Here is a 20,691-nt window from a genome sequence, read left to right as displayed (position 1 = left end):
GGACTAAGAATGGCGAACACGCCGCAAGCCAAGAAGCGCATCCGCCGCAACGACCGCCGCGCCGAGATCAACGGTGCGCGCGTTAGCCGTATCCGGACCTTCATCAAGGCCGTCGAATCGGCGCTTGCGTCCGGAAATAAGACGGATGCGGCCGAGGCTTTGCGCAAGGCGCAGCCGGAGCTTGCTCGTGGCGTTGCCCGCGGTGTGGTCCACAAGAATACGGCGTCGCGCAAGATTTCGCGGCTGTCCAAGCGGGTTGCGGCGCTAAGCTAAGACTCATTCTAAATCGAACCATTTTAGGACGGGTCGCCGGGTCTCCGGCGGCCCGTTTTTTCATGTGTTGAAAAAAGCTAGCGATTCCGGCGATTCGCAACCTGTTAACACGCCGATGAGCCCGAAAAGTGCCAGTTTTCTGACACTTCAGAGGCGTTCCCTCGGTGGAAGCCTGTCAAGGAGCTTTATTTCACATTTGTGAAAAAATGCCGCTTGAAAGCCGGTGCCGACAATTCCAGAAACGCAAGTCCGGGCGCGAATCTGCGCCGGGGGGTCAGAGGGAAAGATAGCGTTCGGCGAGCGACTCGCGTTGCTCGCAACGGCACTCTTTTGCCCTCGACAGGTGAACGGAGAGGGAGGCGCGAGCCAGTGCAGGGCGGAAGGTCAGATTTGTCTCCCGATGGTGGCGCTACCACAGTGGCAGCGCCGATCGACGCGGCATGGGAATCCATTCGCAGCGGCTTGAGACGCGACCTTGGCGCACGCACCTTCGACGGCTGGCTGAAGCCGGCGGAGCTTGGGGCCTTTGATCCGGACAGCGGCACGCTTGAGATGGTAATGCCGAGCCAGTTCATGGCTGATTGGGTCCGCTCACACTTCGGTGAGCGGCTGACGCTTGCGTGGAAGACCATGCTGCCGATCGTCCGCGACGTTCGCGTGATCGCTGCCTCCGACGCGCCGCGCCCGTCGCCCTTGCTGATCCTCGAGGAAGAGCCGGCGCCAGCGCAGCGCCGGGACCCGAACGCACCCAAGTTCGATCCGCGCTATCGGTTCGAGACGTTCGTGATCGGCAAGGCGAATGAAGTCGCTGCCACTGCGGCGCGCACGCTCGCGACGTCGCCCAACGTCAGCTTCAACCCGCTCTTCATCCATGGCGGCACGGGCCGGGGCAAGACCCACCTGCTGCACGCGATCGGCCACGCATTCCTGGCTGCCAACCCGGGCAGCAAAGTCGTCTCCATGTCGGCCGAAAAGTTCATGGTCGAATTCATCCGCGCGCTGAAGGAAAACGACACGATCGGCTTCAAGAGCCGGCTCAGGAGCGCCGACCTGCTTCTGATCGACGATGTGCAGTTCATTGCCGGCAAGGACAGCACGCAGGAAGAATTCTTCCACACGATGAATGAGATCATCAATGCGGGCCGCCGCCTGGTGATCACCTCGGACCGTGCGCCGCATGATCTCGACGGCATCGCTCCGCGGATATTGTCGCGCCTGTCGTGGGGCTTGGTCGCCGACATCAACGTCGCCGACTATGAGCTGCGCTTCAACATCATCCAGGCGAAGCTGTCGGTTCTCCCCGGCGTGCAGATGACCCGACCGGTGGTCGACTTCCTGGCCCGCCGTGTCACGTCCAGTATTCGCGAATTGGAAGGCGCTCTCAACCGTATTGGCGCTTATGCGGTGATGACCGGCCGCGAGATCGACGTCCCGTTCGTTGAGGAAGTGCTCGCCAACGTGCTGCGCGCCAACCAGCGCCGCATTTCCATCGACGAAATCCAGACCCAGGTTGCCGAGCATTACCGTATTCGCAAGGCGGAGATGACGAGCGCTCGCCGGGCGCGCGAAGTCGCCCGCCCGCGTCAGGTGGCGATGTACCTGTCCAAGCAGCTGACGCCCAAGTCGCTTCCGGATATCGGTCGGCGCTTTGGCGGGCGTGATCACACCACGGTGATCCACGCGGTGCGCCAGATCGAAAAGCTTCGTGCGGCGGATGCCGAGCTTGATGCGGACATCCGCCTGTTGACCCGCCAACTGGAGGGTTGAGGCGCACGCCGCTCATGATGTTGCGGTCCGTCATAGCCTTGCTGATTGCCGGTGCCGCGACTGCCGGAGTTGCTGCTCAGGCTCCTTCGCCTGACGCGCCGTTCGCTTCGGAGATCGCCGCTTTCACCAAGGCCGACCGATCGGCGCCGGCTCCGCGCTGTGCCACCCTCTTCGTCGGCTCCTCCAGCATTCGCCTCTGGCAGACTTTGGCGTTCGACATGGCGCCCTACCCGGTAGTCAACCGGGGCTTTGGTGGATCGACCATTGCCGACGTGAACCTCTACTTCGATCAGGTAGTGGCGCCTTATCGGCCGCGCGCGATCTTCTTCTACGCCGGTGAGAATGACATCAACGCCGGCAAATCGCCGGCGCAGGTTGTAAGCGACTTTGCGGTCTTCCTTCGAAAGAAGGACTCGAGGCTAGGGCGAACCCCGGTGATCTTCATCTCGCTGAAGCCGTCCAAGGCGCGCTTCGCTCAACTGAGCCGGCAATCCAGCGTCAATGCTGCAGTCAGGCGGCTTGCCGGCCAGCGGCGGGATCTGCAGGTCGTCGACGTTGCGTCAGCGATGCTCGGCAAAGACGGGCGGCCGCGCGACATCTTCCAGGATGATCAGCTGCACATGACGGCAGAGGGCTACCGGATATGGACCCGCATACTTCGCCCCAAGGTCGCAGCCGCGGCGAAGCGTCCTTGCGGCGGGTAAGCTGCCCGCCAAGCAAAGGCCCGCCCGGATCGCTCCGGACGGGCCTCTTACCCACGCTCTTGGGGACTGGTTAGGCGCGCTTCCTTGGCGGTACGGTGATCCGCACCGTCTCTCCGTTGCGGCCTGGAAAGCCGGTGAACATGGCCTCCACCAGGTTCGGCACCAGGGTCTGCAGGTTGTCGTTCGACGAACGGGCCTGCGCCTTGCCTTCAAACAAGGGCGCATTGTCCGCACGGCGAACGATGTTCACGTCCAAACGGCTCTTGTAGACCGTGTAGCTGTCGATGCCGCTGTCGAACGGCGAGTAGAAGGGATCGTCCCAGCCATAATAAAAGGGGCTGTAACCGCCGTAATAGCGTGAGCGGTACAGCGGACGCCCCCAGCTACCGTAAAAGCCGCCATAGTAGGGGCTATAGAAGCCGCGGTTGCGATAGAACGGATCGGCACGATATTCGGTCGTCCCCTGATCGACGCCATAGGCAACCCGCACGAGCATCGTCGCGGTCTGCGGAGACGAAGCAGCCGCATAGCCCTGCGCTGCCATCGCTTGAGAAACGTAGCCGGCGTAGCGGCTGAACTCGAGCCCGGCAGGACGGCCATCAGCCGGAACGACGAAGAAGCTCTGACCGGCAGGAGCCGGCATCGCCTGGTAACGGGAGACCTGGGTCGGCAGACCCATTGCGCAGCCTGACAGGCCAAGCGCTGCAACGCCCAGGAACGCGGCCGCTGCAAGTTTGCGAGTGAACATGACAAACCTCTCGAATCGGCAGAATGCCGGTTATCTGAAGTGCTTATAACATTTAGTCGGCTGAACCGTCGATGAAGCGTGTTTTCAAAGGGTTAGGCCGCATCATAGATCAATCTACGCTGGCTACTTTCGCCGGTTTCGGCTCGGCCAATGCGACCACAGGAACCATCCGGCGCCGGCGAGCACGATGAGGACGATCAGCGCGTCCAGCGCATGGAACCAGCTTTTCAGCGTAGGGCTGCTGTTCCACTCTGCGCCGAGAACAAAGCCGACGTAAGCAAGCGCGTAGCACCAGATCCATGAACCGACGAAGGTATAGACCTGAAACGGAAGCATCCGCATCCGGGCAAGGCCAGCTGGGAAAGCGATAAAGGTGCGGATGACTGGTAGCAGTCGACCGACGAACACCATCAGGCTACCGTACTTGTCGAACAGGCGCTCGGCCTTGTCCATGTCCGCCGGGCGGATCAACAGATAGGGTCCCCACCGCTCAATCGCCGGTCGTCCGCCGTAGACGGCGACATAGTAGGCAACGGTCGACCCGAGATTGCAGCCGATCGCTCCAGCAGTGGCCGCACCGATCAGCGTGAACTCGCCTGTCGACACGAGATAGCCGGCGAACGGCATGATGATCTCGGAGGGCAGGGGGATGCAGGCGGATTCGATTCCCATCAGCAGGGCAACGCCGACATAGCCGCCGGCGGAGATGACGTAGACGTTCCATCCCGCAAGAAATCCGATGATGCGCTCGATCATGTCAGGCCGTCAGTCCCAATGCGGTCTTCGCCTTGGCGAGCACCGGTGCACCAATGTCGTTTGCGCGGCGGGCACCCTTGGCAAGGATGTTGTCCAGCTCCGCCGGGTCGCGCCGAAGCTCATCCAGCCGTCCACGGATGGGCGCAATCAGCCCGATCAGCGCGTCGGCAAGCACTGGCTTGAACGTTCCAAAGCCCTGGCCGGCGAAACGCCCAAGGATTGCGTCGACGCTTTCGCCGCTGAGGGCTGCCAGGATCCCGACAAGGTTCTTTGCCTCTGGCCGGCCGTCCAGCAGCGCGGGATCGTCGGGCAGCGGCTCGGGATCGGTCTTCGCCTTGCGGATCTTCTGAGCGATCGTCTCGTCGCTGTCGGTCAGGTGGACCCGGCTCTGCTCGGACGGGTCGGACTTGGACATCTTGGCCGTGCCGTCCCGAAGGCTCATGACACGCGCCGCCGTGCCGCCGCCGATGAACGGTTCGGGCACCACGAACAGGTCGGTGTCATAATCGGTGTTGAACTTCAGCGCGATGTTGCGGGTCAGCTCGATATGCTGCTTCTGGTCCTCGCCGACGGGAACGTGCGTCGCCTGATAGAGGAGGATATCGGCGGCCTGCAGCACCGGATAGTCAAACAGGGCAACGGACGCGCCCTCCCGGTTCTTGCCCGCCTTGTCCTTCCACTGGGTCATGCGGTTGAGCCAGCCCATGCGCGCCGTGCCATTGAGGATCCAACACAGCTCCGAATGCGCGGGCACGGCGCTTTGGGCGAACAGGATGGAACGGTCGGGATCGATGCCGCTCGCGATCAGGGCGGCCGCCATTTCCCGGACGCTCGAGCGGCGAAGCTGCGGGTCCATATATTCGGACAGTGAATGGAGATCGGCAAGGAAGTAGAGGCACTCCGCCTCGTCCTGCATCCGTACCCAGCGCAGGATCGCGCCAAGCAGGTTACCGAGATGAAGATCGCCAGTCGGCTGAATGCCGGAAATTACACGCTTTGCCGTCATGCTGATCGTGATCGCCTGTTCAAGAGTAGCCGCACATCGGCGAGCATGAAGGCCCGGGTCAAGAAGCAAGCGACGCCGTAGACGGTAACCCCGGCACCAACCAGCACGAGGAGGGCAAGGTAGCGCATCCACATGCCGGCATTGAGCCACGGGTCCAGCAGCCGGTCGAAAGCGAACAGGGTCGCGCCCATGAGCAATGCCGCGAGCGCGAGGCGCGGAAGGCGGCGCTTGAGCTGGCGGTCCGCAACGAAGAAGCCGCGCTTGCGCAGGGTAAAATAGAGCATCGCCACGTTCACGGTGGAGGATAGAGCAGTCGCCAGGGGCGGTCCGACGTGGCCGATGAGCGGAATGAGCGCGAGGTTGAGGGCGATATTCACCCCGACCGAAATAGTCGCGAAGCGGACCGGAGTTCTGGTGTCGTGGCGGGCGTAAAAGCCGGGCGTCAGGATCTTCACCAAGACGTAAGAAGGCAGGCCGATCGAGAAGCCTGCCAACGCCCAGGAACAGCGAACCGCGTCTTCGGCGTCGAACTCGCCATATTGGAACAGTCCGCGCACGATCGGCTCGGCAGCGACGATCAGCGCAACCATTGCCGGCAAGGTCAGGAACAGCGCCAGCTCCATGCCACGGTTCTGCGTGTCCATCGCTTTCTCCTCCTCACCGCTGCTCAGCAGGCGCGAGATGGTTGGGAGCAGGATGGTGCCGAGCCCGATGCCGATCATGCCGAGCGGCAATTGGTTGACCCGGTCGGCATAGTAGATGGCGGAAATAGAGCCTTCACCGAGCAGATAGCCCGACATGAAGGTGGAGATGACGAGGTTGAGCTGCACCGCTCCCGCCCCCAGGGCGGCAGGAAGCAGCAGGACCATAAGCTTCTTCACGTCAGCGTCGATCCGCGGGAGGCGCGGGCGAAGCGACACACCGGCCGCTCGGCACGCCGCGTAGAGCCATCCGAGCTGAAGCACGCCGCCGATGGGGATGGCGATGGCCTGTGCCCTTGCGGTCTCCTCCGGTGTGCCGTGGACCAGGAGCAATGCCGCAACCATCGCGATGTTGAGGAGGATGGGCGCGGCAGCGTTCACCCAGAAGCGATCAAGGGAGTTGAGAATGCCGCCAAGCAGCGAGGCAAGGCAGATCAACATCAAGTAGGGGATGGTGATGCGGCTGAGCGTAACGGCGTAGCTGAATTGCTCAGGGGTCGGATTCTGCTCGTGGAAGCCGAAGCCCGACAGCAGATAGGTGACGGGCCAGGCGGCGATCAGCATGACGGCGGTCATCACCGTCAGGAAAGCGAAAAGGACGGAGAGCGACCGCTCGGCGAACTCAAAGGCGGGTGTTCGGTCGCCTTTCGCCTCGGCAAGCTTCCGGTTGAACATCGGAATGAAGGCTGAGGAAAAGGCGCCTTCCGCGAAAAAGGCGCGGAACATGTTGGGCAGGCGAAAGGCGACCAGGAAGGCGTCGGATACGAACCCCGCGCCGACATAGCGCGCCTGGAGGGAGTCCCGGACAAGTGCGAGGATACGGCTGGCAAGCGTCAGCCCGCCGACCGATCCGAGCGAACGAACCAGGCCCATCGGTCGTTAGGGTCCCGTCAGGCCGCGCCGCGGGTCAGACGTTACTGTCGGCGGTGGGCTGCTGGCTCAGCGCCGGATCCGCCTGACCCTGCTCCTGCAGCGCCTGCATCTGCGCCATGTAGGCGGCCCCGAAATCGATCGGCTCCAGAAGCAGCGGCGGGAAACCCGCATTCTGCGTCGCCTCGGCAATGATCTGGCGAGCGAAGGGGAAAAGCAGGCGCGGCGCCTCGGCCAGCACGAACGCCGACACGGCCTCTTCGGGAACGTTGCGAAGGCCGAAGATGCCGGCGTAGGTCAAGTCGACGAGAAAATGGGTTCCCTGATCGGAGCGCGCGGCGACCTCGATCTTCAACGCGACTTCGTGAACGTCCTCGACCGGCTTTTCCACGTTGATCTGGAACTGAACGTCGATGGCCGGTTGGCTCTGCCACTGGAAAACCTGCGGCGCGCTCGGGCTTTCGACCGACAAGTCCTTGATATACTGATGCAAGGTCGCAACCTGGATGCCGTCGCCCGCGCCCTCCGCGCCAATGCCGTTGGAGGTGGGATCCTGGTCCGCCATGTTCATGTTCCTTGAATGATTACGCTGGTATGGCACGGGAGAAGGGCCGCGCCGGCACGAGGGCAAGCGCCTAGCAGCAGGCAAAATGGGGCGCAATGCCGCGCTCGTGCGTTGCGGCGCTTTGAATCTATGGCGATCCCGCCTTATGTTGATGCGAAATCTGGATTAGGACCGAAGCTTGACCGTCATCATCATCCTTGCCCTGATCGCCGTCTTCATCGGCCTGAGGCTCTACAGCGTTCTTGGCGAGCGTACCGGCCATGAACAGCAGCCGATCTTGAAACCTGCCGAGCCCGATGCGCGGATCGAGCCGCGCCAGGCGGCGACGGCTTTCGCTCCAGCGCCAAACGCGGATCCCGCCGGCATGAATTTCGTGCCGACCGCCGGCCCGGCAATTCGCGCGATCCTTGCCGCGGATCCCGCCTTCGATGTGGCTCGCTTTCTCGAAGGCGCCAAGTCTGCATACGGCATGGTCCTTGAAGCCTTCTGGAAAGGCGATACGGAAACGTTGCGCCGCTTCGTCGACGGGCACGTTTTGGAGACGTTCGAAGCCGCCATCGAGGATCGCAAGTCTCAGGGCCTGGTTCTCGACAATCGGCTGGTCTCGATCGACCATGCGACCATCGTCAGCGCGCAGCTTGAGCGTCAGATCGCGGTCGTAGGCGTGCGCTTCGAAGCAGATATCGCTGCCGTCACCCGCAATGCGGACGGCGAGGTGGTCGCAGGCTCCCTCAGCGACGCGGTGCAAACGCGCGATGTGTGGACCTTCCGCCGCGACGTCAGTTCGACCGACCCGAATTGGATCCTGGTCGAGACCGACGAGGAAGAGTGAAAACCGCGCTTCGGGCGCTTGCCCTCGCCGCCACGCTGATCGTCGCCGGCTGCGCCGGACCACAGGCACCCGCGCCGACACCGGCACCGCAGCCCGTTCCTGGTGAGACAGCGTCCCCGGTTGCGCCGCCGCCGGTCACGACGCCGCAGTCCACCCAGCAATATGCGAATGCGCGAGCTGCCGGACTGACCCTGGCGTCGCCACGTGCGTTTCATTCCGATCAAGCGATCCGCGCACTTCAGGCGTTTCGCATCAGCTGTCCTTCGCTGATTAGGCGTCAGGACCGGTCAGGGCTGGCGCGGCCCTCCGACTGGCAAGCAGTGTGTTCCGAAGCCGCGAGGCTCAACCCGAACGATGCGCCGGGCTTCTTCTTCCACCGGTTCGACTGGGTGCGCGTTGGCGACGGAAAAGCGTTCGCAACAGGTTATTACGAGCCTCAGATTGCCGGTTCACGAACGCGCCAGCCCGGCTTTGACGTTCCAGTGTACCGCACGCCGTCCGATCTCGTACGCTGCACCCGCCCCGACGGCGGCAGTGGTCGCGGACGCATTACCGCTAATGGCACCTGCACGCTCTATTTCACCCGCGCGGAAATCGAGGACGGCGCTCTTGCGGGCCGCGGTCTGGAGATTGGCTGGGCCGCCGATCCCGTCGACCTGTTCTTCCTCCAGATCCAGGGCTCCGGCCAGCTCGTCGCGCCGGACGGTTCGATTATTCGCATCGGATACGACAACCAGAACGGCCGCGAATATGTCGCCATCGGCCGCCTTCTCCGGGAGCGCGGAATTCTTCCGCTAGGCGGCGCCGACATGAAGGCGATCGCGGCCTGGATCCGCGCCAATCCCGATGCGGGCAGGGCGCTGATGCGCGAAAACCTGTCCTATGTCTTCTTCAAGGAACTGACCGGCGCACCGCTGGGAGCGCTGGGCCTTCCGGTCACCCCGCATGCGACGGTTGCCGCAGATCCGCTCTTCGTGCCGCTGGGCGCTCCCGTTTTCCTGTCCATGGAGCGACCCGAAGCAAGCGGCTTGTGGATCGCGCAGGATACGGGCGGTGCGATCAAGGGCGCGAACCGCTTCGACACCTTCTGGGGCGCCGGGGAAGAGGCAACCCGGATCGCGGGCGGCATGTCCTCGCCCGGATCGGCTCTTCTGCTTCTCCCCAGGGGCGTGGCCGCGCGTGCGCTCGCTCAGCCCTGAGGAACAAGCGCTTTGGGCCAAGGTGGCGGAGACCATTCGGCCTCTCTCCCGCCTTCCTAGGTTAGAGCAAGCGGCCGATCCCGCACCCTCCATTCCTCCCGTTCGGCCAGTTGTACGCCCAGCTGCTCCGACGCCTTCACTGGCCCCACGCAAGCCTTCAATCGGCGCTACGCTCGACGGCACCTGGGACCGCAAGCTTCGCACCGGTCAGGTGACGCCCGACCGCACGCTAGACCTTCATGGTTTCACGCTGGACCAAGCCTGGTCTGCAATCGACGGGTTGCTTGAGGATGCGGTGGGGCGGGGCGACCGTGTCCTGCTCCTGATCACCGGCCATGTCCCAAAGGGCGAGCCACCGGTCGCCCGTGGGAAGATCAGGGCAGCGGCTCACGACTGGCTCGCCGCATCGCGCCACGCTTCGCGCATCGCCGCCGTCCGCAACGCGCACCCGCGCCATGGTGGCGGCGGAAGCCTCTACATCATCCTCCGCCGCGGCTAGGCCCCTCACGCTTTCTTAACCCGTGTTGTTTAACTCCTGATGGTGATCAGGGGCATTGCGCGGCGAGGGCGCTTCAAGGCGGGCATGAAGGAAGGAACAGCGCAGAAATTAAGCAACGCGCTCCTGTCCGGAGCAGCCGGCTTTGCGTCGTTCGTCTTTTCGCTTTGCGCCCTCTTGTACCTGACCGAGCTCGACCAGAAGATTTTCGCTTCGGTCACCGCGGGCATCTTCTGCCTGCTGATCAGCTATATCGCGGCTGAGCGCCCTAACAGTGAAAGCGCCCGGTCGCTGTCCGCCTTGGCCGAGCGGCTGCTTGCAGTGGAGACCGGTGACCTGGTTTCGCCGGCTCCTGCGATCGTGAAGCGGACCAACCCGAAGCTTGCGTCGGCGGTTGACACCCTGTTCGCCGAAGTCCGCACGTCGATCGAGAACGCCCATGCGCTCGGCATGTACGATCCGGTAACCTCGCTTCCGAACCGGCTTCACTTCCGTTCCGAAGCCGACAAGTTGCTGGCCGACAGCGGGGATGGCGCCGCCGCAATGCTGTTCGTCGACCTCGACCGGTTCAAGGCGGTCAACGACAGCCTGGGCCATGCCCGTGGCGACCAGTTGCTGATCATGGTCGCCAATCGTCTTCGAGTGGTGCTGAACTCCGAAGGTGCGGACCGGGCTCGTCAGCGTCCCTTGCTCGCGCGCCTCGCCGGGGATGAGTTCACCATGTTCTTCCCGCAGGTCGCATCGACGGAAGAAGTGGAGCGGGTCGCGCGCCGGGTCGCCCAGGTGATCGCCGAGCCGTTTGAACTAGCCGGCCACAGCATCGACATCGGAGCGTCGGTCGGCGTGTCCTTGAAGCCGCAGCACGGGTCTAGCGTCGAGTCCCTGATGCGGTCGGCCGATATCGCAATGTATCGCGCCAAGTCGCTTGGCGGCGGACAGCATCATCTGTTCAACGACCAGCTGGCGGCCGAACATCACCAAAAGGTGCAGACAGAAAAGGATCTCACCGACGCGGTGCAGCGCGGCGAGTTCCTGCTCGTCTATCAGCCCCAGCTAAGCCTCGTCACCGGCGAAATGCCCTGCGCCGAAGCCTTGCTGCGCTGGAACCATCCAACCGACGGCCTTCGTATGCCGCACAGCTTCATTCCGATCGCCGAGCGCACTGGCCTGATTGCCGACATCGGCGATTGGGTCGTGGCCGAGGTCGCCTCGACTATGGGCTCGTGGCTTCGCGAAGGCATTTCGCGGCGCATTTCATTCAACGTCAGCCCCCGCCAGCTCGAGCGGTTCGATTTCTTCGACCGGCTTCGGCAGCTGTTTGCCGAGCAGCAGGTCCCGCTATCGCTGATCGAGCTGGAATTCACCGAGAGCGCCGCGATGGAAGCGAGCGACGCCGTCATTGGTGAGATTGCCGCATTGCGCCGGGATGGCGCCACCATCTGCATCGACGATTTCGGCACGGGATACTCCAACCTCGCCCGGTTGCGGTCGATGCCGCTCGACCGGGTGAAGCTGGACCAGACGCTGATCGCCGACATCGAGACCTGCGACCGCGCACGAGTGATCGTCCAGGCCGTCATTCACCTCATCCGGGGGGTTGGCAGCCAGGTCGTTGCAGAGTCGGTCGAAACCATTCCCCAGGCCGAATTGCTTCGGGCAATGGGCTGCGACATCGTTCAGGGCTACGTCTTCTCAAAGGCGATGGTGGAAGACGAATTCCTCGACTGGACTGCAAATGCCGAGCGAGGCCGCCGCTCCGTCGCTTAAGCCGGCTCAGGCCTGGGCGCTGCGAATGACCCGCTCGTAGATGTTCGCCAATTTCTCGATGTCTGCAACCGCAACGCTTTCATCCACCTTGTGCATGGTGGCATTCGGCAGGCCAAAGTCGACCACCGGGCATAGCGCGGTCAGGAAGCGCCCGTCGGAAGTGCCGCCGCTCGTGGACAGCTTGGGCTCGACCCCCGTCTCCGCCCGGATGGCGTCGACGACAATATCGTAGATTGGTCCGGGTGGAGTCAGGAACGCTTCGCCGGAGATAAGCGCCCGGACCGTGGCACCCGGCGCTTCGCTGCCGACGACCTCCTCTACCATCCGCACCAGATCGGCGCCGCGCTGAAGATTGTTGAAGCGTATGTTGAGCCGTGCCGAGGCATTGGCCGGAATGAGATTGGTCGCGCCAGGCGGGCAGGCGATGTCGGTGAATTCCAGATTGGACGGCGGGAAGGCCTCGCTACCGTCGTCGAGATGGAGCGCGTCGAGCGCGGCAACGATGCGCGCCAGCCTGGGCACCGGATTGTCCGCGCGGTGCGGGTAGGCCACGTGACCCTGCGTTCCGGGCACCTCGATCCACATGTTCACCGAGCCGCGGCGGCCGATCTTCACCGTATCGCCCAGCGCCGCTTCCGACGTCGGCTCGCCGATGACGATCATGTCCGGGCGGATCGACCGTTCTTCCAGCCACTCGATGATCTTGGGCGTCCCGAACGTGGCAGGACCTTCTTCGTCGCCCGTGATGAGGAGGGAGACGGTCCCTGCCTGCTGCTCGACCCGAGAGGCCGCGGCGGCAAATGCGGCGACAGCGCTCTTCATGTCGTTTGCGCCGCGCCCGATCAGGCGACCGTCGACGATCCGCGCGTCGAACGGATCGCCGCTCCAGCCTTCGCCCGGCGGGACAACGTCGAGGTGACCGGCAAAGCCCAGGTGCGGCGACCCGCTGCCGCGCAGTGCCACCAGATTCTCCACCGGCCCGTCCGGCGCCTCGCCGCTGACTAAGCGGTGAACCTCGAACCCGAACGGCTGCAATGCCCGTTCCAGCACCTCGAACACCGCGCCGGTCGCCGGAGTGATGCTGCGGCAGTTGATCAGGTCGCGGGCGAGTGCAATGGGGTCGATCGACATGGCCACCGCCTAGCAAAGGAGAGGGGAATGCCCAAGGTCGACCTTGAAAGCATCGCGCAGCTGAACCGCACGGGATATCCCGCACCGTTCAACGAAGCCGTTGCGGGACGCTTTCAACGCCGCCTTTCCCCCGCCACCGGCCTAACCGATTTCGGGGTGAGCCACGTCGTCCTGAAGCCCGGTGCCTGGTCGAGCCAGCGCCACTGGCACAATGGGGAGGACGAGTTTCTCGTCATGCTGGAGGGAGAGGCGGTTCTCGTCGAAGACGATGGTCCGACCGTCCTGCGCCCGGGCGATATCGCCGTTTGGCCCAAAGGATCGACCAACGGCCATCACCTTAGGAATGAGAGTGAGGCCGACTGCGCCTTCATCGTCGTTGGCGGCGGGGTGAATACCGGCGGCGGCTACAACGACATCGATATGCTGTTCTCGCCCGAAGGCACCTACACGCATAAGGATGGCACGCCTTACCCGGCAAAGCGGCTTTGATCAGGCGGGAGTTTCGTATTTTTCGATGACCCAAGGCTCGTCCTGCGCTTGGTCGATCCATTCGGCGACATGCGGGTGGGACAGCACTGCCTTCATGTAGACGGCGGCGAACGGCGGCACCGGCACGCCGTACGTAATGAAACGCGTGACCACCGGTGCGAACATGATGTCGGCGGCCGACCAGTCGCCGAACAGGAAGTCGCCGGTCCCGCCGTGGCGCGCGCGCGCCTGCGCCCACAATTGCATGATACGCTCGATATCGCCGCGAACTTCGCCCTCGAACTCGCGCGTGGCGAAGCTCTTGCGGACGTTCATCGGCAGCTCACGGCGAAGCGCGGCAAAGCTGGAGTGCATTTCGGCAGCCATTGAGCGCGCCATGCCGCGCGCGCCATCGTCCTCCGGCCAGAACAACTCGCGCCCATTCCGGTCGGCCAGGAACTCGATGATCGCCAGGCTGTCCCAGACGACGCAGTCGCCGTCCCACAGGATCGGTACCTTGCCGAGCGATGGCGCGAACTCATCGCCCTCGCGGCGCTTCTCCCAATCGGCATCGAACATCGGGACGACCAGTTCCTCGAACTCCTCGCCCGACTGCTTGCAGGCAAGCCAGCCGCGGAACGACCAGCTTGAATAGGCGCGGTTGCCGATGATCAGCTTCAGCATCGTCTCTCCTAGGCGAAAGCAGCGTCGAGGATGGCCGCTCGCAGTTCGGCGATGCCGCTAGCGGTTTCGCTGGACGTGGTGAAGATGGTCGGGTGGGCTGCGGGGTGGGTGCGCGCCTGCTCGGCCGTCCGCTCCAGTACCTTGGCGAGCTCCGTGGGCTTAATCTTGTCGCCTTTGGTGAGCACGAGGTGGTAGCTGGCGGCCGCCTTGTCGAGCATGGTCATGATCTCTTCGTCCACCGGCTTCAGGCCGTGGCGAGAATCAACGAGGACGAGGGTGCGCTTCAGCACCTGCCGGCCGCGAAGATAATCGTTCACCAGGAAACGCCAGCGTTTCACCAGATCCTTGGGCGCCTCCGCGAAACCGTAGCCCGGCATGTCGACCAACCGAATAAGCGGCGGATTGCCGACGTCGAAAAAGTTGAGTTCCTGCGTTCGGCCAGGCGTGTTCGACGTCCGCGCCAGCCCTTTGCGATTAGTCAGCGCGTTGAGCAGCGAGCTCTTGCCGACGTTGGATCTTCCGGCGAAGGCGATCTCCGGCACTTTCGGGTCGGGCAGAAACTGCAGGCCCGGCGCCGACTTCAGGAAGTCGATCGGTCCCGAAAACAGCTTCCTTGCCCGCTCGGTGAGATCGTCGGTCTCATCCACTAGGTTGTCGCCGGATGTGTGTCGGAGAGATGGAGCCCGTACTTGCGGTACAGCCACCATTGCTGGCCGATCGACAAGATGTTGTTGGTGATCCAGTAGACCATAAGGCCCGCCGCGAAGGGCGCCATAACGAACATCATCACCCAAGGCATGATCGAGAAGATCTGCTGCTGGACCGGATCGGGCTGCGCGGGATTGAGCTTGAACTGCATCCACATCGTAACGCCGAGAAGCAGCGGGAGAATGCCGATCGCGATCACCGCCGGCGGGGTAAAGTTCAGGTAACCGAATAGGTTGAGCGGGGTCAGCGGGTCCGGCGCCGACAAGTCCTTGATCCACAGCGCGAATGGCTGATGCCTCATTTCGACGCTGACCAGCAGCACCTTGTAGAGCGCATAGAAGATTGGGATCTGCAGCAGGATGGGAAGGCAACCCGCCGCCGGATTGATCTTCTCCTCCTTATACAGCTTCATCATTTCCTGCTGAAGCCGGGGCTTGTCGTCCTTGTAACGCTCCTGAAGCGCCTTCAGCTTGGGCTGTACCTTGCGCATCGCGCCCATCGACGCGAACTGCTTCTGCGCGACAGGGAACAGCAGCAGCCGGACGATCAAGGTCAGGCAGATGATCGCCACGCCGAAATTGCCGATCTGGCGGAACAGCCATTCCAGCAAAGCATGGATGGGGATCATGAACCATTCAAACCAGCCCCAGTCGACTGCCTTGGACAGCAGGGGAATGCCGGCGTCCTGATAGCGGTCCAGGGCCGCGATTTCCTTCGCGCCGGAGAAGACGCGAGTTTCGAATGAGCCGATCTGACCCGGCGCGACTGTCTGCGGCCGACCCGAAAAGTTTGCCTGATAGGCGCCGTTGGCGGAATGGACGAACGAGCCGGTCATCTGGCTCTTCGGCGCAAGCGCCGTCAGCCAGTAAAGGTCGGTAAAGCCGATCCAGCCGGTCGCCGGCGCGAAGTTGAGGCCATTTGGTCCTGCGTCCCGGATGCTGCTCCAGTCGACGTCATAGTCGGCCTTGTCGTTCCTGACGCTGATCGGGCCGACATGGATGGTCCAGGACGAAATGTTCATCGACCGGCCGGCCCGGCTCGCAAAGCCGTAGGGCGTCAAGGTCACGGCATTGGAAGAGCGGTTGACCACTCGCTGCGCGACATTGAACAGATAAAGATCGTCAATCGACAGGATGATCTCGAACGTCTGGCCGGTCGGATTCATCCAGCTCAAGGTCACCGGCTTGCCAGGCGTGAGGGCCGGTGCGCTCGCCTGCCAAACGGTGTCCGGACCCGGTGTCGCAATACTATTACCGGTCCAACCGAACCCGACGAAGGACGCGGCCCTGGTTCCTTGCGGATTGAGCAGCGGCACCGGAGATGAATTGGGATCAAAGGTCATGCGATGCTTCAGCAAGACCAGATCGTCGATCCGCGCACCCTTAAGGTTGATGGACCCGCTGAGTGCCGGAGTCTGGAACCGCACTCGCGGCGTTTCAGCAATCACTTGGGCGCGGTTGCGAAGCGCCTGTGGCGCCGCGGTTCCGGCTGCAGGCGGAGTCGCCGCGGGCGTAACCTTGCCGTCCTCAACCTTCTGAGTCTGCGGCGCAGCCGTCGGGAAGAAACGGTCCGACAGCATGCTCCAGCCGAATAGCACCAGGGCGCTCAGCACCATGGCAAGGATCATGTTCCTGTTTTCGTTCACTTGGGTTCAGATCCTCGTCATGGAACCGGGTCGTGCCCCTGGCCCCCCAGGGATGGCAGCGAAGGATGCGCTTGGTTGCAAGCCAGCTGCCGCGGAGCGCCCCATAGCGCGTCCAGGCGGTAATCGCATAGGCAGAACAGCTGGGCTGGTAGCGGCAGCTGGGCGGAAGCACCTGCGAGGGGCCCTTTTGCCAGCCGCGCGCAATCCAGATGAGCAGACGCGCGATCATCGGCGCGCCTTGTTCAACGCCGCGGTGAGTTCCTGGCGAAGAGCGGAATAGTCCCGCTCCACACCGGAGGGGCGTCCAACCATGACATGATCGGCACCGCGAATGCCGTGCGTCGGCACAATCTCGCGCGCCAAGGCACGGAATCGCCGCTTCATCCGGTTGCGGACCACGGCATTGCCGATCTTCTTGGTGACGGTGAAGCCGACCCGTATCGTCGGATCAGAATCCTGACGGTCGCGGATCAGCAGCAGGAAGCCGGGCGCGGAAAGCCGCCGGCCCTTGTTCGCCGCGACGAAATCCGCGCGTTTGCGTAAGGTAACTAGGCGCTGAGCTTCTTGCGGCCGCGGGCGCGGCGCGCGTTCAGCACCTTGCGGCCACCCACCGTCGCCATGCGGTGACGGAAGCCGTGACGGCGTGCCCGGACCAGGTTGCTCGGTTGAAAGGTGCGCTTCATCGCTCATGCCCTTGGAAACTAGAATGTTGATCAAAGAAAAAGGGCCGCCGTTCGGCAGCCGCTGTTAAGGGGCGCGTTACTGAAGAGAGCGGCCGAAGTCAACGCGTTTGCCCGTCCCGGTCGGCAAGTTCCGATGACGGCGGAGGCAATTCGGCCTCGGCGACGGCGCAACCACCCTCGGCGAGCTTTTGCTTGCGCCGTGCTTCGCGACGTAGGGCGCTTCGGCGGCGAAGCGCGAGATCGGCCCACCGACCGGGGGTTACCCGCCACCGTCCGATCTTTGGGGCACGATCCTTCTCCCACCGCTTGAGGTCGACAAAGCGCCGCCGCGCCCACATGCTCGACCGCAGAACCAGGATCAGGCCCGGAACTCCGAACAATATGCCGCCAGGCCCCGGAAGCGGTCCAACCAGCGCGGCGCAGATGAGCAACAGTATGCCGAGGATGAACATGGCCCATTCGGTTACCGGATGATCGATGATCGCTCGCCACCGTTCGCGCTTGCTCATGAACGTCGATGTGGCCTCACCGTCGCCCGTGCGCAAGGCGCTTGCTCCCCGGACACGCTCAAGCTAGCTCTTTCAAGGCCGAGCTAGGGGGACTTCTGACACGCGCGAACAGCTTGTCGGCGGCGCAGGCGCGCTGCTGATGGTCGCAACCATTGCCACCGTTGCCTACCTCGGGCTCGAAGCCCGGTCCGTTGAAGTTCAGGTCCAGCTCTCCGCCGGCTTGCCCGCCTTCATCATCGTCGGCCTGCCGGACAAAGCGGTCGCTGAAAGCCGCGAGCGCGTTCGGGCCGCACTCTCCGCCATCGGGCTGTCGCTCCCGCCCAAGCGAATCACCGTCAACCTGTCGCCCGCGGACTTGCCAAAGGAAGGCTCGCACTTCGACCTGCCGATCGCGCTGGGGCTGCTTGCTGCGATCGGTGCGGCAGATGCCGAGGCGCTGGCCCACTACCTTGCGGTCGGGGAGCTGTCGCTCAACGGCAAGATCACCGGATCGCCAGGAGTACTGCTGGCCGCACTGCATGCCGGCTCGCTTGCGAAGGGGCTGATTTGCCCGGCAGCCCAGGGGAGCGAGGCGGCCTGGGCGGGGCAGGTGGAGGTGCTTGCCGCGCCTGACCTGCTGGCGTTGCTTGCCCATCTTCGCGGCACGGCACTTCTTTTGGCGCCTGAGGTGGCCGACGTGGAGCCGCTGGCCGGAGGTCCGGATCTCGCCCAGGTCAAAGGGCAGGAGGTCGCCAAGCGCGCGCTCGAAATCGCCGCCGCCGGCGGTCACAATCTGTTGATGAGCGGCCCGCCGGGCGCCGGCAAGTCGCTGCTTGCGGCCTGCCTTCCGGGCATTCTTCCGCCGCTGGAACCCGCCGAGGCCCTCGAAGTCTCCATGGTTGCATCGGTCGCCGGTGAGCTGAACGGCGGCCGCATCCGCCGGCGCCGACCCTTTCGTGCACCGCACCACAGCGCCTCCATGCCGGCGCTGGTCGGCGGCGGCTTGCGGGTCCGTCCGGGCGAGATCAGCCTTGCCCATCTGGGCGTGTTGTTTCTGGACGAACTTCCGGAATTCCAGCGCGTCGTTCTCGACTCTCTTCGTCAACCGCTCGAAACCGGAAGCGTCAGTGTCGCGCGGGCCAACACGCACGTTACCTTTCCTGCTCGTGTTCAGTTGGTTGCGGCAATGAACCCGTGCCGCTGCGGCCACCTTGGCGATCCGGCGCTCGCCTGCAGCCGTGCACCACGCTGCGCCGCCGACTATCAGGCGCGTGTGTCGGGGCCGCTGCTCGACCGCATCGATCTTCACGTCGACGTGCAGGAGGTGTCCGCCGCCGACTTGACCCTGCCGCCGCCGGCGGAGGGCAGCGCGGAGGTTGCCGGGCGCGTGGCCGCCGCGCGGAGGACGCAGACGAACCGCTTCAGCGGTACCGGAGTCAGGACCAATGCCGAAGCGGATGGCGACCTGCTGGAGAAGGTAGCAACCCCAGATGAGCCCGGCCGCAAGCTTCTGCACGACGCGGCGTCGGCGATGCGGCTGTCGGCGCGTGGTTTCCACCGGGTGATGCGCGTCGCGCGCACCGTCGCCGACCTGGCCGGCGCTGATGACGTCGGCCGTATCCATGTTGCGGAGGCGCTCAGTTACCGGCGTCAGGCACCGCGCAATTGAGAACGTTGCACGGCCCGCGCCTGCCGGTTAGGGAGGCGCTTGCGTGCCCCCGTGGCGGAATTGGTAGACGCGCTCGACTCAAAATCGAGTTCCGCAAGGAGTGTCCGTTCGACTCGGACCGGGGGCACCAATACGAACCTGCCGTGATCCGCGTGAGCCCCGCCTAGCGGAGCGCCCGATGCCTCGATAAGGTGAGGCATGGACGCGAGTACGAGCAACCCTACTGCCATCGCTACGGTCGATGAGCCGCACCTGCTGGGTGAGGTGCATACCACCAAGCGCGATCGGCTGCTTGCGTCCCTGACCCTGATCGCCGGCGCTGGCCTGATCGTCGCCTTGCCGTTCGCGCTGCGCGAGGGCGCCGAATTCTTCCTTCCAGTCACCGCCGCGCTGGTGATCGCCATCGCCCTTGTGCCGCTGCTGGAATGGTTCGAGCGGCGCGGTGTGCCCTCGCGGCTGTCGGCGGGGCTGTGCGTCATCATCTTCCTGCTGATCGCCGTTTTCGCGGTCGGATCGATAGTGCTGCCGGCGATCGACTGGGTCGCGCTGGTGCCGCAGCGGATCGGCAAGGTACGGGAAGCGCTCGATCCGGTGCTCGACCTCTACAAGACGCTGGACCGATTCATCGATCGCACCACGTCGCAGATCGCGATCACCCCGCAGCAGGGCCGAACGGTGCGGATCGAGACGCCCAATTCCATGCTTGGGCTGCTCACTTCCTCGGCTCCCCATGCGATGATCCAGCTTTTCTTCTCTCTGCTGGTGATTTTCTTCTTCCTCGCCGGATGGACCAGCATGCGCAAGCGCACCATCGTCAGCCGCGAGACCTTCGAAGGAGCGCTGACCACCGCCCGGGTCATTCAGCAGGTGGTGGACGCCACCTCGACCTACCTGGGCACCATAACGCTCATCAATGTCGTGCTGGGCGGCCTGACTGCCTTGATCCTGTGGCAGCTCGGTATGGATTCGCCATTGATGTGGGGCGGCATCGTCGCGGTGCTCAACTATATTCCCTATCTCGGGCCGATCGCCTCGGCCTTGCTGCTCTTCTTCGGCGGACTGATGACCTTCCCGGACGTCTGGGCGGCAATGCTGCCGCCGGCCATTTTCGTCGGATTGCACATGGTGGAGGCAAACTTCATCACGCCGCTGATCGTCGGCAAGCGCCTGACCATCAGTCCGCTGGCGATCCTGATCGCCTTGAGTTTCTGGTCCTGGGTGTGGGGCACCACCGGCGCATTGTTGGCGGTTCCGCTGCTGATCATCATGAAGACGATCTTCTCCGCGGCGGGCACGCCGGACATCGCCGGCTTCCTGTTCGAGCATGGAACATTGACCCATGTCGGCGACCCGGAGGAAAAAGAGGAAGCCTCGGTTGACAGTCATCAGGCCGTCACCTAGTTCCCCGCCCGTCCAAAGCGCGGGTGTAGCTCAGTCGGTTAGAGCGCCGGCCTGTCACGCCGGAGGTCGCGGGTTCGAGCCCCGTCACTCGCGCCATTTCGCACATCGGAAAAGCATTCCCTTCGGGGCC

The 20,691-nt window shown here is 63.8% G+C and carries 21 protein-coding genes, 2 tRNA genes and 2 pseudogenes; 12 read left to right on the top strand and 13 right to left on the bottom strand.

Annotated elements, in window-relative coordinates; genetic code table 11:
• The first annotated feature begins 9 nt into the window (after positions 1 to 9).
• From rpsT to G7077_RS00770, 3 genes are all read left to right on the top strand, one after another.
• The gene (gene rpsT, locus G7077_RS00780; protein ID WP_166410064.1) at positions 10 to 273 is read left to right on the top strand and encodes a 30S ribosomal protein S20; all 264 of its coding nucleotides are present in this window, start codon (positions 10 to 12) and stop codon (positions 271 to 273) included.
• A gap of 417 nt (positions 274 to 690) precedes the next feature.
• On the top strand, positions 691 to 2,040 hold the full coding sequence (dnaA, locus tag G7077_RS00775) for a chromosomal replication initiator protein DnaA (protein WP_246167254.1): 1,350 nt from the start codon (positions 691 to 693) through the stop codon (positions 2,038 to 2,040).
• Positions 2,041 to 2,054: 14 nt separating this feature from the next.
• The gene (locus G7077_RS00770; RefSeq protein WP_166410062.1) at positions 2,055 to 2,744 is read left to right on the top strand and encodes a GDSL-type esterase/lipase family protein; all 690 of its coding nucleotides are present in this window, start codon (positions 2,055 to 2,057) and stop codon (positions 2,742 to 2,744) included.
• Positions 2,745 to 2,814: 70 nt separating this feature from the next.
• Here G7077_RS00770 and G7077_RS00765 read toward each other — a convergent pair whose 3' ends face one another.
• The 5 genes from G7077_RS00765 to secB all read right to left on the bottom strand — a co-directional run bounded on the left by G7077_RS00765 (position 2,815) and on the right by secB (position 7,390).
• On the bottom strand, positions 2,815 to 3,492 hold the full coding sequence (locus G7077_RS00765) for a DUF4136 domain-containing protein (protein ID WP_166410061.1): 678 nt from the start codon (positions 3,490 to 3,492) through the stop codon (positions 2,815 to 2,817).
• 123 nt (positions 3,493 to 3,615) lie between these two features.
• Complete coding sequence (locus G7077_RS00760) at positions 3,616 to 4,248, bottom strand: DedA family protein (protein ID WP_166410060.1); 633 nt, start codon at positions 4,246 to 4,248, stop codon at positions 3,616 to 3,618.
• 1 nt (position 4,249) lies between these two features.
• Positions 4,250 to 5,254: a tryptophan--tRNA ligase gene (gene trpS / locus G7077_RS00755; RefSeq protein WP_166410059.1), complete on the bottom strand. Its 1,005-nt coding sequence runs from the start codon at positions 5,252 to 5,254 to the stop codon at positions 4,250 to 4,252.
• The gene (gene murJ, locus G7077_RS00750) at positions 5,251 to 6,828 is read right to left on the bottom strand and encodes a murein biosynthesis integral membrane protein MurJ (RefSeq protein ID WP_166410058.1); all 1,578 of its coding nucleotides are present in this window, start codon (positions 6,826 to 6,828) and stop codon (positions 5,251 to 5,253) included. Before murJ ends, trpS begins: the two co-directional genes overlap by 4 nt.
• A gap of 34 nt (positions 6,829 to 6,862) precedes the next feature.
• The gene (gene secB, locus G7077_RS00745) at positions 6,863 to 7,390 is read right to left on the bottom strand and encodes a protein-export chaperone SecB (RefSeq protein WP_166410057.1); all 528 of its coding nucleotides are present in this window, start codon (positions 7,388 to 7,390) and stop codon (positions 6,863 to 6,865) included.
• A gap of 178 nt (positions 7,391 to 7,568) precedes the next feature.
• On the opposite strand from secB, the gene G7077_RS00740 reads away from it, so the two are divergent.
• From G7077_RS00740 to G7077_RS00725, 4 genes are all read left to right on the top strand, one after another.
• Complete coding sequence (locus G7077_RS00740; protein ID WP_166410056.1) at positions 7,569 to 8,222, top strand: Tim44/TimA family putative adaptor protein; 654 nt, start codon at positions 7,569 to 7,571, stop codon at positions 8,220 to 8,222.
• Positions 8,219 to 9,421, top strand: a complete 1,203-nt coding sequence (gene mltA / locus G7077_RS00735) for a murein transglycosylase A (protein ID WP_166410055.1) — start codon at positions 8,219 to 8,221, stop codon at positions 9,419 to 9,421. Before G7077_RS00740 ends, mltA begins: the two co-directional genes overlap by 4 nt.
• Positions 9,402 to 9,920 (top strand): Smr/MutS family protein, encoded by a 519-nt coding sequence (locus G7077_RS00730; RefSeq protein WP_166410054.1) that lies wholly within the window; start codon positions 9,402 to 9,404, stop codon positions 9,918 to 9,920. Before mltA ends, G7077_RS00730 begins: the two co-directional genes overlap by 20 nt.
• Positions 9,921 to 10,004: 84 nt before the next feature.
• The gene (locus tag G7077_RS00725) at positions 10,005 to 11,684 is read left to right on the top strand and encodes a putative bifunctional diguanylate cyclase/phosphodiesterase (RefSeq protein ID WP_166410053.1); all 1,680 of its coding nucleotides are present in this window, start codon (positions 10,005 to 10,007) and stop codon (positions 11,682 to 11,684) included.
• Between the two features lie 6 nt (positions 11,685 to 11,690).
• On the opposite strand, the gene dapE is transcribed toward G7077_RS00725, so the two are convergent.
• Positions 11,691 to 12,815 (bottom strand): succinyl-diaminopimelate desuccinylase, encoded by a 1,125-nt coding sequence (dapE, locus tag G7077_RS00720; RefSeq protein ID WP_425505293.1) that lies wholly within the window; start codon positions 12,813 to 12,815, stop codon positions 11,691 to 11,693.
• Between the two features lie 27 nt (positions 12,816 to 12,842).
• On the opposite strand from dapE, the gene G7077_RS00715 reads away from it, so the two are divergent.
• Positions 12,843 to 13,304, top strand: coding sequence for a cupin domain-containing protein (locus tag G7077_RS00715; protein ID WP_166410051.1), 462 nt, complete (start codon positions 12,843 to 12,845; stop codon positions 13,302 to 13,304).
• Here G7077_RS00715 and G7077_RS00710 read toward each other — a convergent pair whose 3' ends face one another.
• The 7 genes and pseudogenes from G7077_RS00710 to G7077_RS00680 form a co-directional block, all read right to left on the bottom strand.
• The gene (locus G7077_RS00710) at positions 13,305 to 13,967 is read right to left on the bottom strand and encodes a glutathione S-transferase family protein (RefSeq protein ID WP_206367654.1); all 663 of its coding nucleotides are present in this window, start codon (positions 13,965 to 13,967) and stop codon (positions 13,305 to 13,307) included.
• Between the two features lie 8 nt (positions 13,968 to 13,975).
• A complete protein-coding gene (gene yihA, locus G7077_RS00705; RefSeq protein ID WP_246167252.1) occupies positions 13,976 to 14,614 on the bottom strand; it encodes a ribosome biogenesis GTP-binding protein YihA/YsxC in 639 nt (212 codons plus the stop codon).
• Positions 14,614 to 16,320, bottom strand: a complete 1,707-nt coding sequence (yidC, locus tag G7077_RS00700) for a membrane protein insertase YidC (protein WP_166410049.1) — start codon at positions 16,318 to 16,320, stop codon at positions 14,614 to 14,616. Before yidC ends, yihA begins: the two co-directional genes overlap by 1 nt.
• A gap of 17 nt (positions 16,321 to 16,337) precedes the next feature.
• Positions 16,338 to 16,549: pseudogene (gene yidD / locus G7077_RS13835) on the bottom strand (membrane protein insertion efficiency factor YidD).
• Positions 16,546 to 16,809 (bottom strand): annotated as a pseudogene (gene rnpA, locus G7077_RS00690) (ribonuclease P protein component); the annotation flags it as partial. The pseudogenes rnpA and yidD, both read right to left, overlap by 4 nt.
• Positions 16,810 to 16,868: 59 nt before the next feature.
• Positions 16,869 to 17,003, bottom strand: coding sequence for a 50S ribosomal protein L34 (gene rpmH / locus G7077_RS00685; RefSeq protein ID WP_166412229.1), 135 nt, complete (start codon positions 17,001 to 17,003; stop codon positions 16,869 to 16,871).
• 98 nt (positions 17,004 to 17,101) lie between these two features.
• Positions 17,102 to 17,512 (bottom strand): hypothetical protein, encoded by a 411-nt coding sequence (locus G7077_RS00680; RefSeq protein WP_246167251.1) that lies wholly within the window; start codon positions 17,510 to 17,512, stop codon positions 17,102 to 17,104.
• Positions 17,513 to 17,651: 139 nt separating this feature from the next.
• Here G7077_RS00680 and G7077_RS00675 point away from each other — a divergent pair, with 139 nt between their 5' ends.
• The 4 genes from G7077_RS00675 (at position 17,652) to G7077_RS00660 (ending at position 20,657) form a co-directional block, all read left to right on the top strand.
• Positions 17,652 to 19,160, top strand: coding sequence for a YifB family Mg chelatase-like AAA ATPase (locus tag G7077_RS00675; protein ID WP_166410048.1), 1,509 nt, complete (start codon positions 17,652 to 17,654; stop codon positions 19,158 to 19,160).
• A 45-nt stretch (positions 19,161 to 19,205) separates the two neighbouring features.
• Positions 19,206 to 19,290, top strand: a tRNA-Leu gene (locus tag G7077_RS00670).
• Positions 19,291 to 19,358: 68 nt separating this feature from the next.
• The gene (locus tag G7077_RS00665) at positions 19,359 to 20,561 is read left to right on the top strand and encodes an AI-2E family transporter (protein WP_166410047.1); all 1,203 of its coding nucleotides are present in this window, start codon (positions 19,359 to 19,361) and stop codon (positions 20,559 to 20,561) included.
• Between the two features lie 19 nt (positions 20,562 to 20,580).
• Positions 20,581 to 20,657, top strand: a tRNA-Asp gene (locus tag G7077_RS00660).
• Positions 20,658 to 20,691 lie beyond the last annotated feature (34 nt).

Source organism: Sphingomonas piscis (assembly GCF_011300455.1).
GTDB classification, from domain to species: Bacteria; Pseudomonadota; Alphaproteobacteria; order Sphingomonadales; family Sphingomonadaceae; genus Sphingomicrobium; species Sphingomicrobium piscis.
Note: the sequence above shows the minus strand (reverse complement) of the source record. Positions and strands in the feature narration are given on the sequence as shown.

Excerpts from the sequence above, each read along its gene's own strand:
- G7077_RS00770 (WP_166410062.1), top strand. The coding sequence starts at position 2,055 with ATGATGTTGCGGTCCGTCATAGCCTTGCTGATTGCCGGTGCCGCGACT.
- G7077_RS00765 (WP_166410061.1), bottom strand. The coding sequence starts at position 3,492 with ATGTTCACTCGCAAACTTGCAGCGGCCGCGTTCCTGGGCGTTGCAGCG.
- G7077_RS00710 (WP_206367654.1), bottom strand. The coding sequence starts at position 13,967 with ATGCTGAAGCTGATCATCGGCAACCGCGCCTATTCAAGCTGGTCGTTC.
- G7077_RS00725 (WP_166410053.1), top strand. The coding sequence starts at position 10,005 with ATGAAGGAAGGAACAGCGCAGAAATTAAGCAACGCGCTCCTGTCCGGA.
- dapE (WP_425505293.1), bottom strand. The coding sequence starts at position 12,815 with ATGTCGATCGACCCCATTGCACTCGCCCGCGACCTGATCAACTGCCGC.
- rpsT (WP_166410064.1), top strand. The coding sequence starts at position 10 with ATGGCGAACACGCCGCAAGCCAAGAAGCGCATCCGCCGCAACGACCGC.
- G7077_RS00665 (WP_166410047.1), top strand. The coding sequence starts at position 19,359 with ATGGACGCGAGTACGAGCAACCCTACTGCCATCGCTACGGTCGATGAG.
- G7077_RS00680 (WP_246167251.1), bottom strand. The coding sequence starts at position 17,512 with ATGAGCAAGCGCGAACGGTGGCGAGCGATCATCGATCATCCGGTAACC.
- trpS (WP_166410059.1), bottom strand. The coding sequence starts at position 5,254 with ATGACGGCAAAGCGTGTAATTTCCGGCATTCAGCCGACTGGCGATCTT.
- G7077_RS00760 (WP_166410060.1), bottom strand. The coding sequence starts at position 4,248 with ATGATCGAGCGCATCATCGGATTTCTTGCGGGATGGAACGTCTACGTC.
- G7077_RS00715 (WP_166410051.1), top strand. The coding sequence starts at position 12,843 with ATGCCCAAGGTCGACCTTGAAAGCATCGCGCAGCTGAACCGCACGGGA.
- G7077_RS00675 (WP_166410048.1), top strand. The coding sequence starts at position 17,652 with ATGGTCGCAACCATTGCCACCGTTGCCTACCTCGGGCTCGAAGCCCGG.
- rpmH (WP_166412229.1), bottom strand. The coding sequence starts at position 17,003 with ATGAAGCGCACCTTTCAACCGAGCAACCTGGTCCGGGCACGCCGTCAC.
- secB (WP_166410057.1), bottom strand. The coding sequence starts at position 7,390 with ATGGCGGACCAGGATCCCACCTCCAACGGCATTGGCGCGGAGGGCGCG.
- murJ (WP_166410058.1), bottom strand. The coding sequence starts at position 6,828 with ATGGGCCTGGTTCGTTCGCTCGGATCGGTCGGCGGGCTGACGCTTGCC.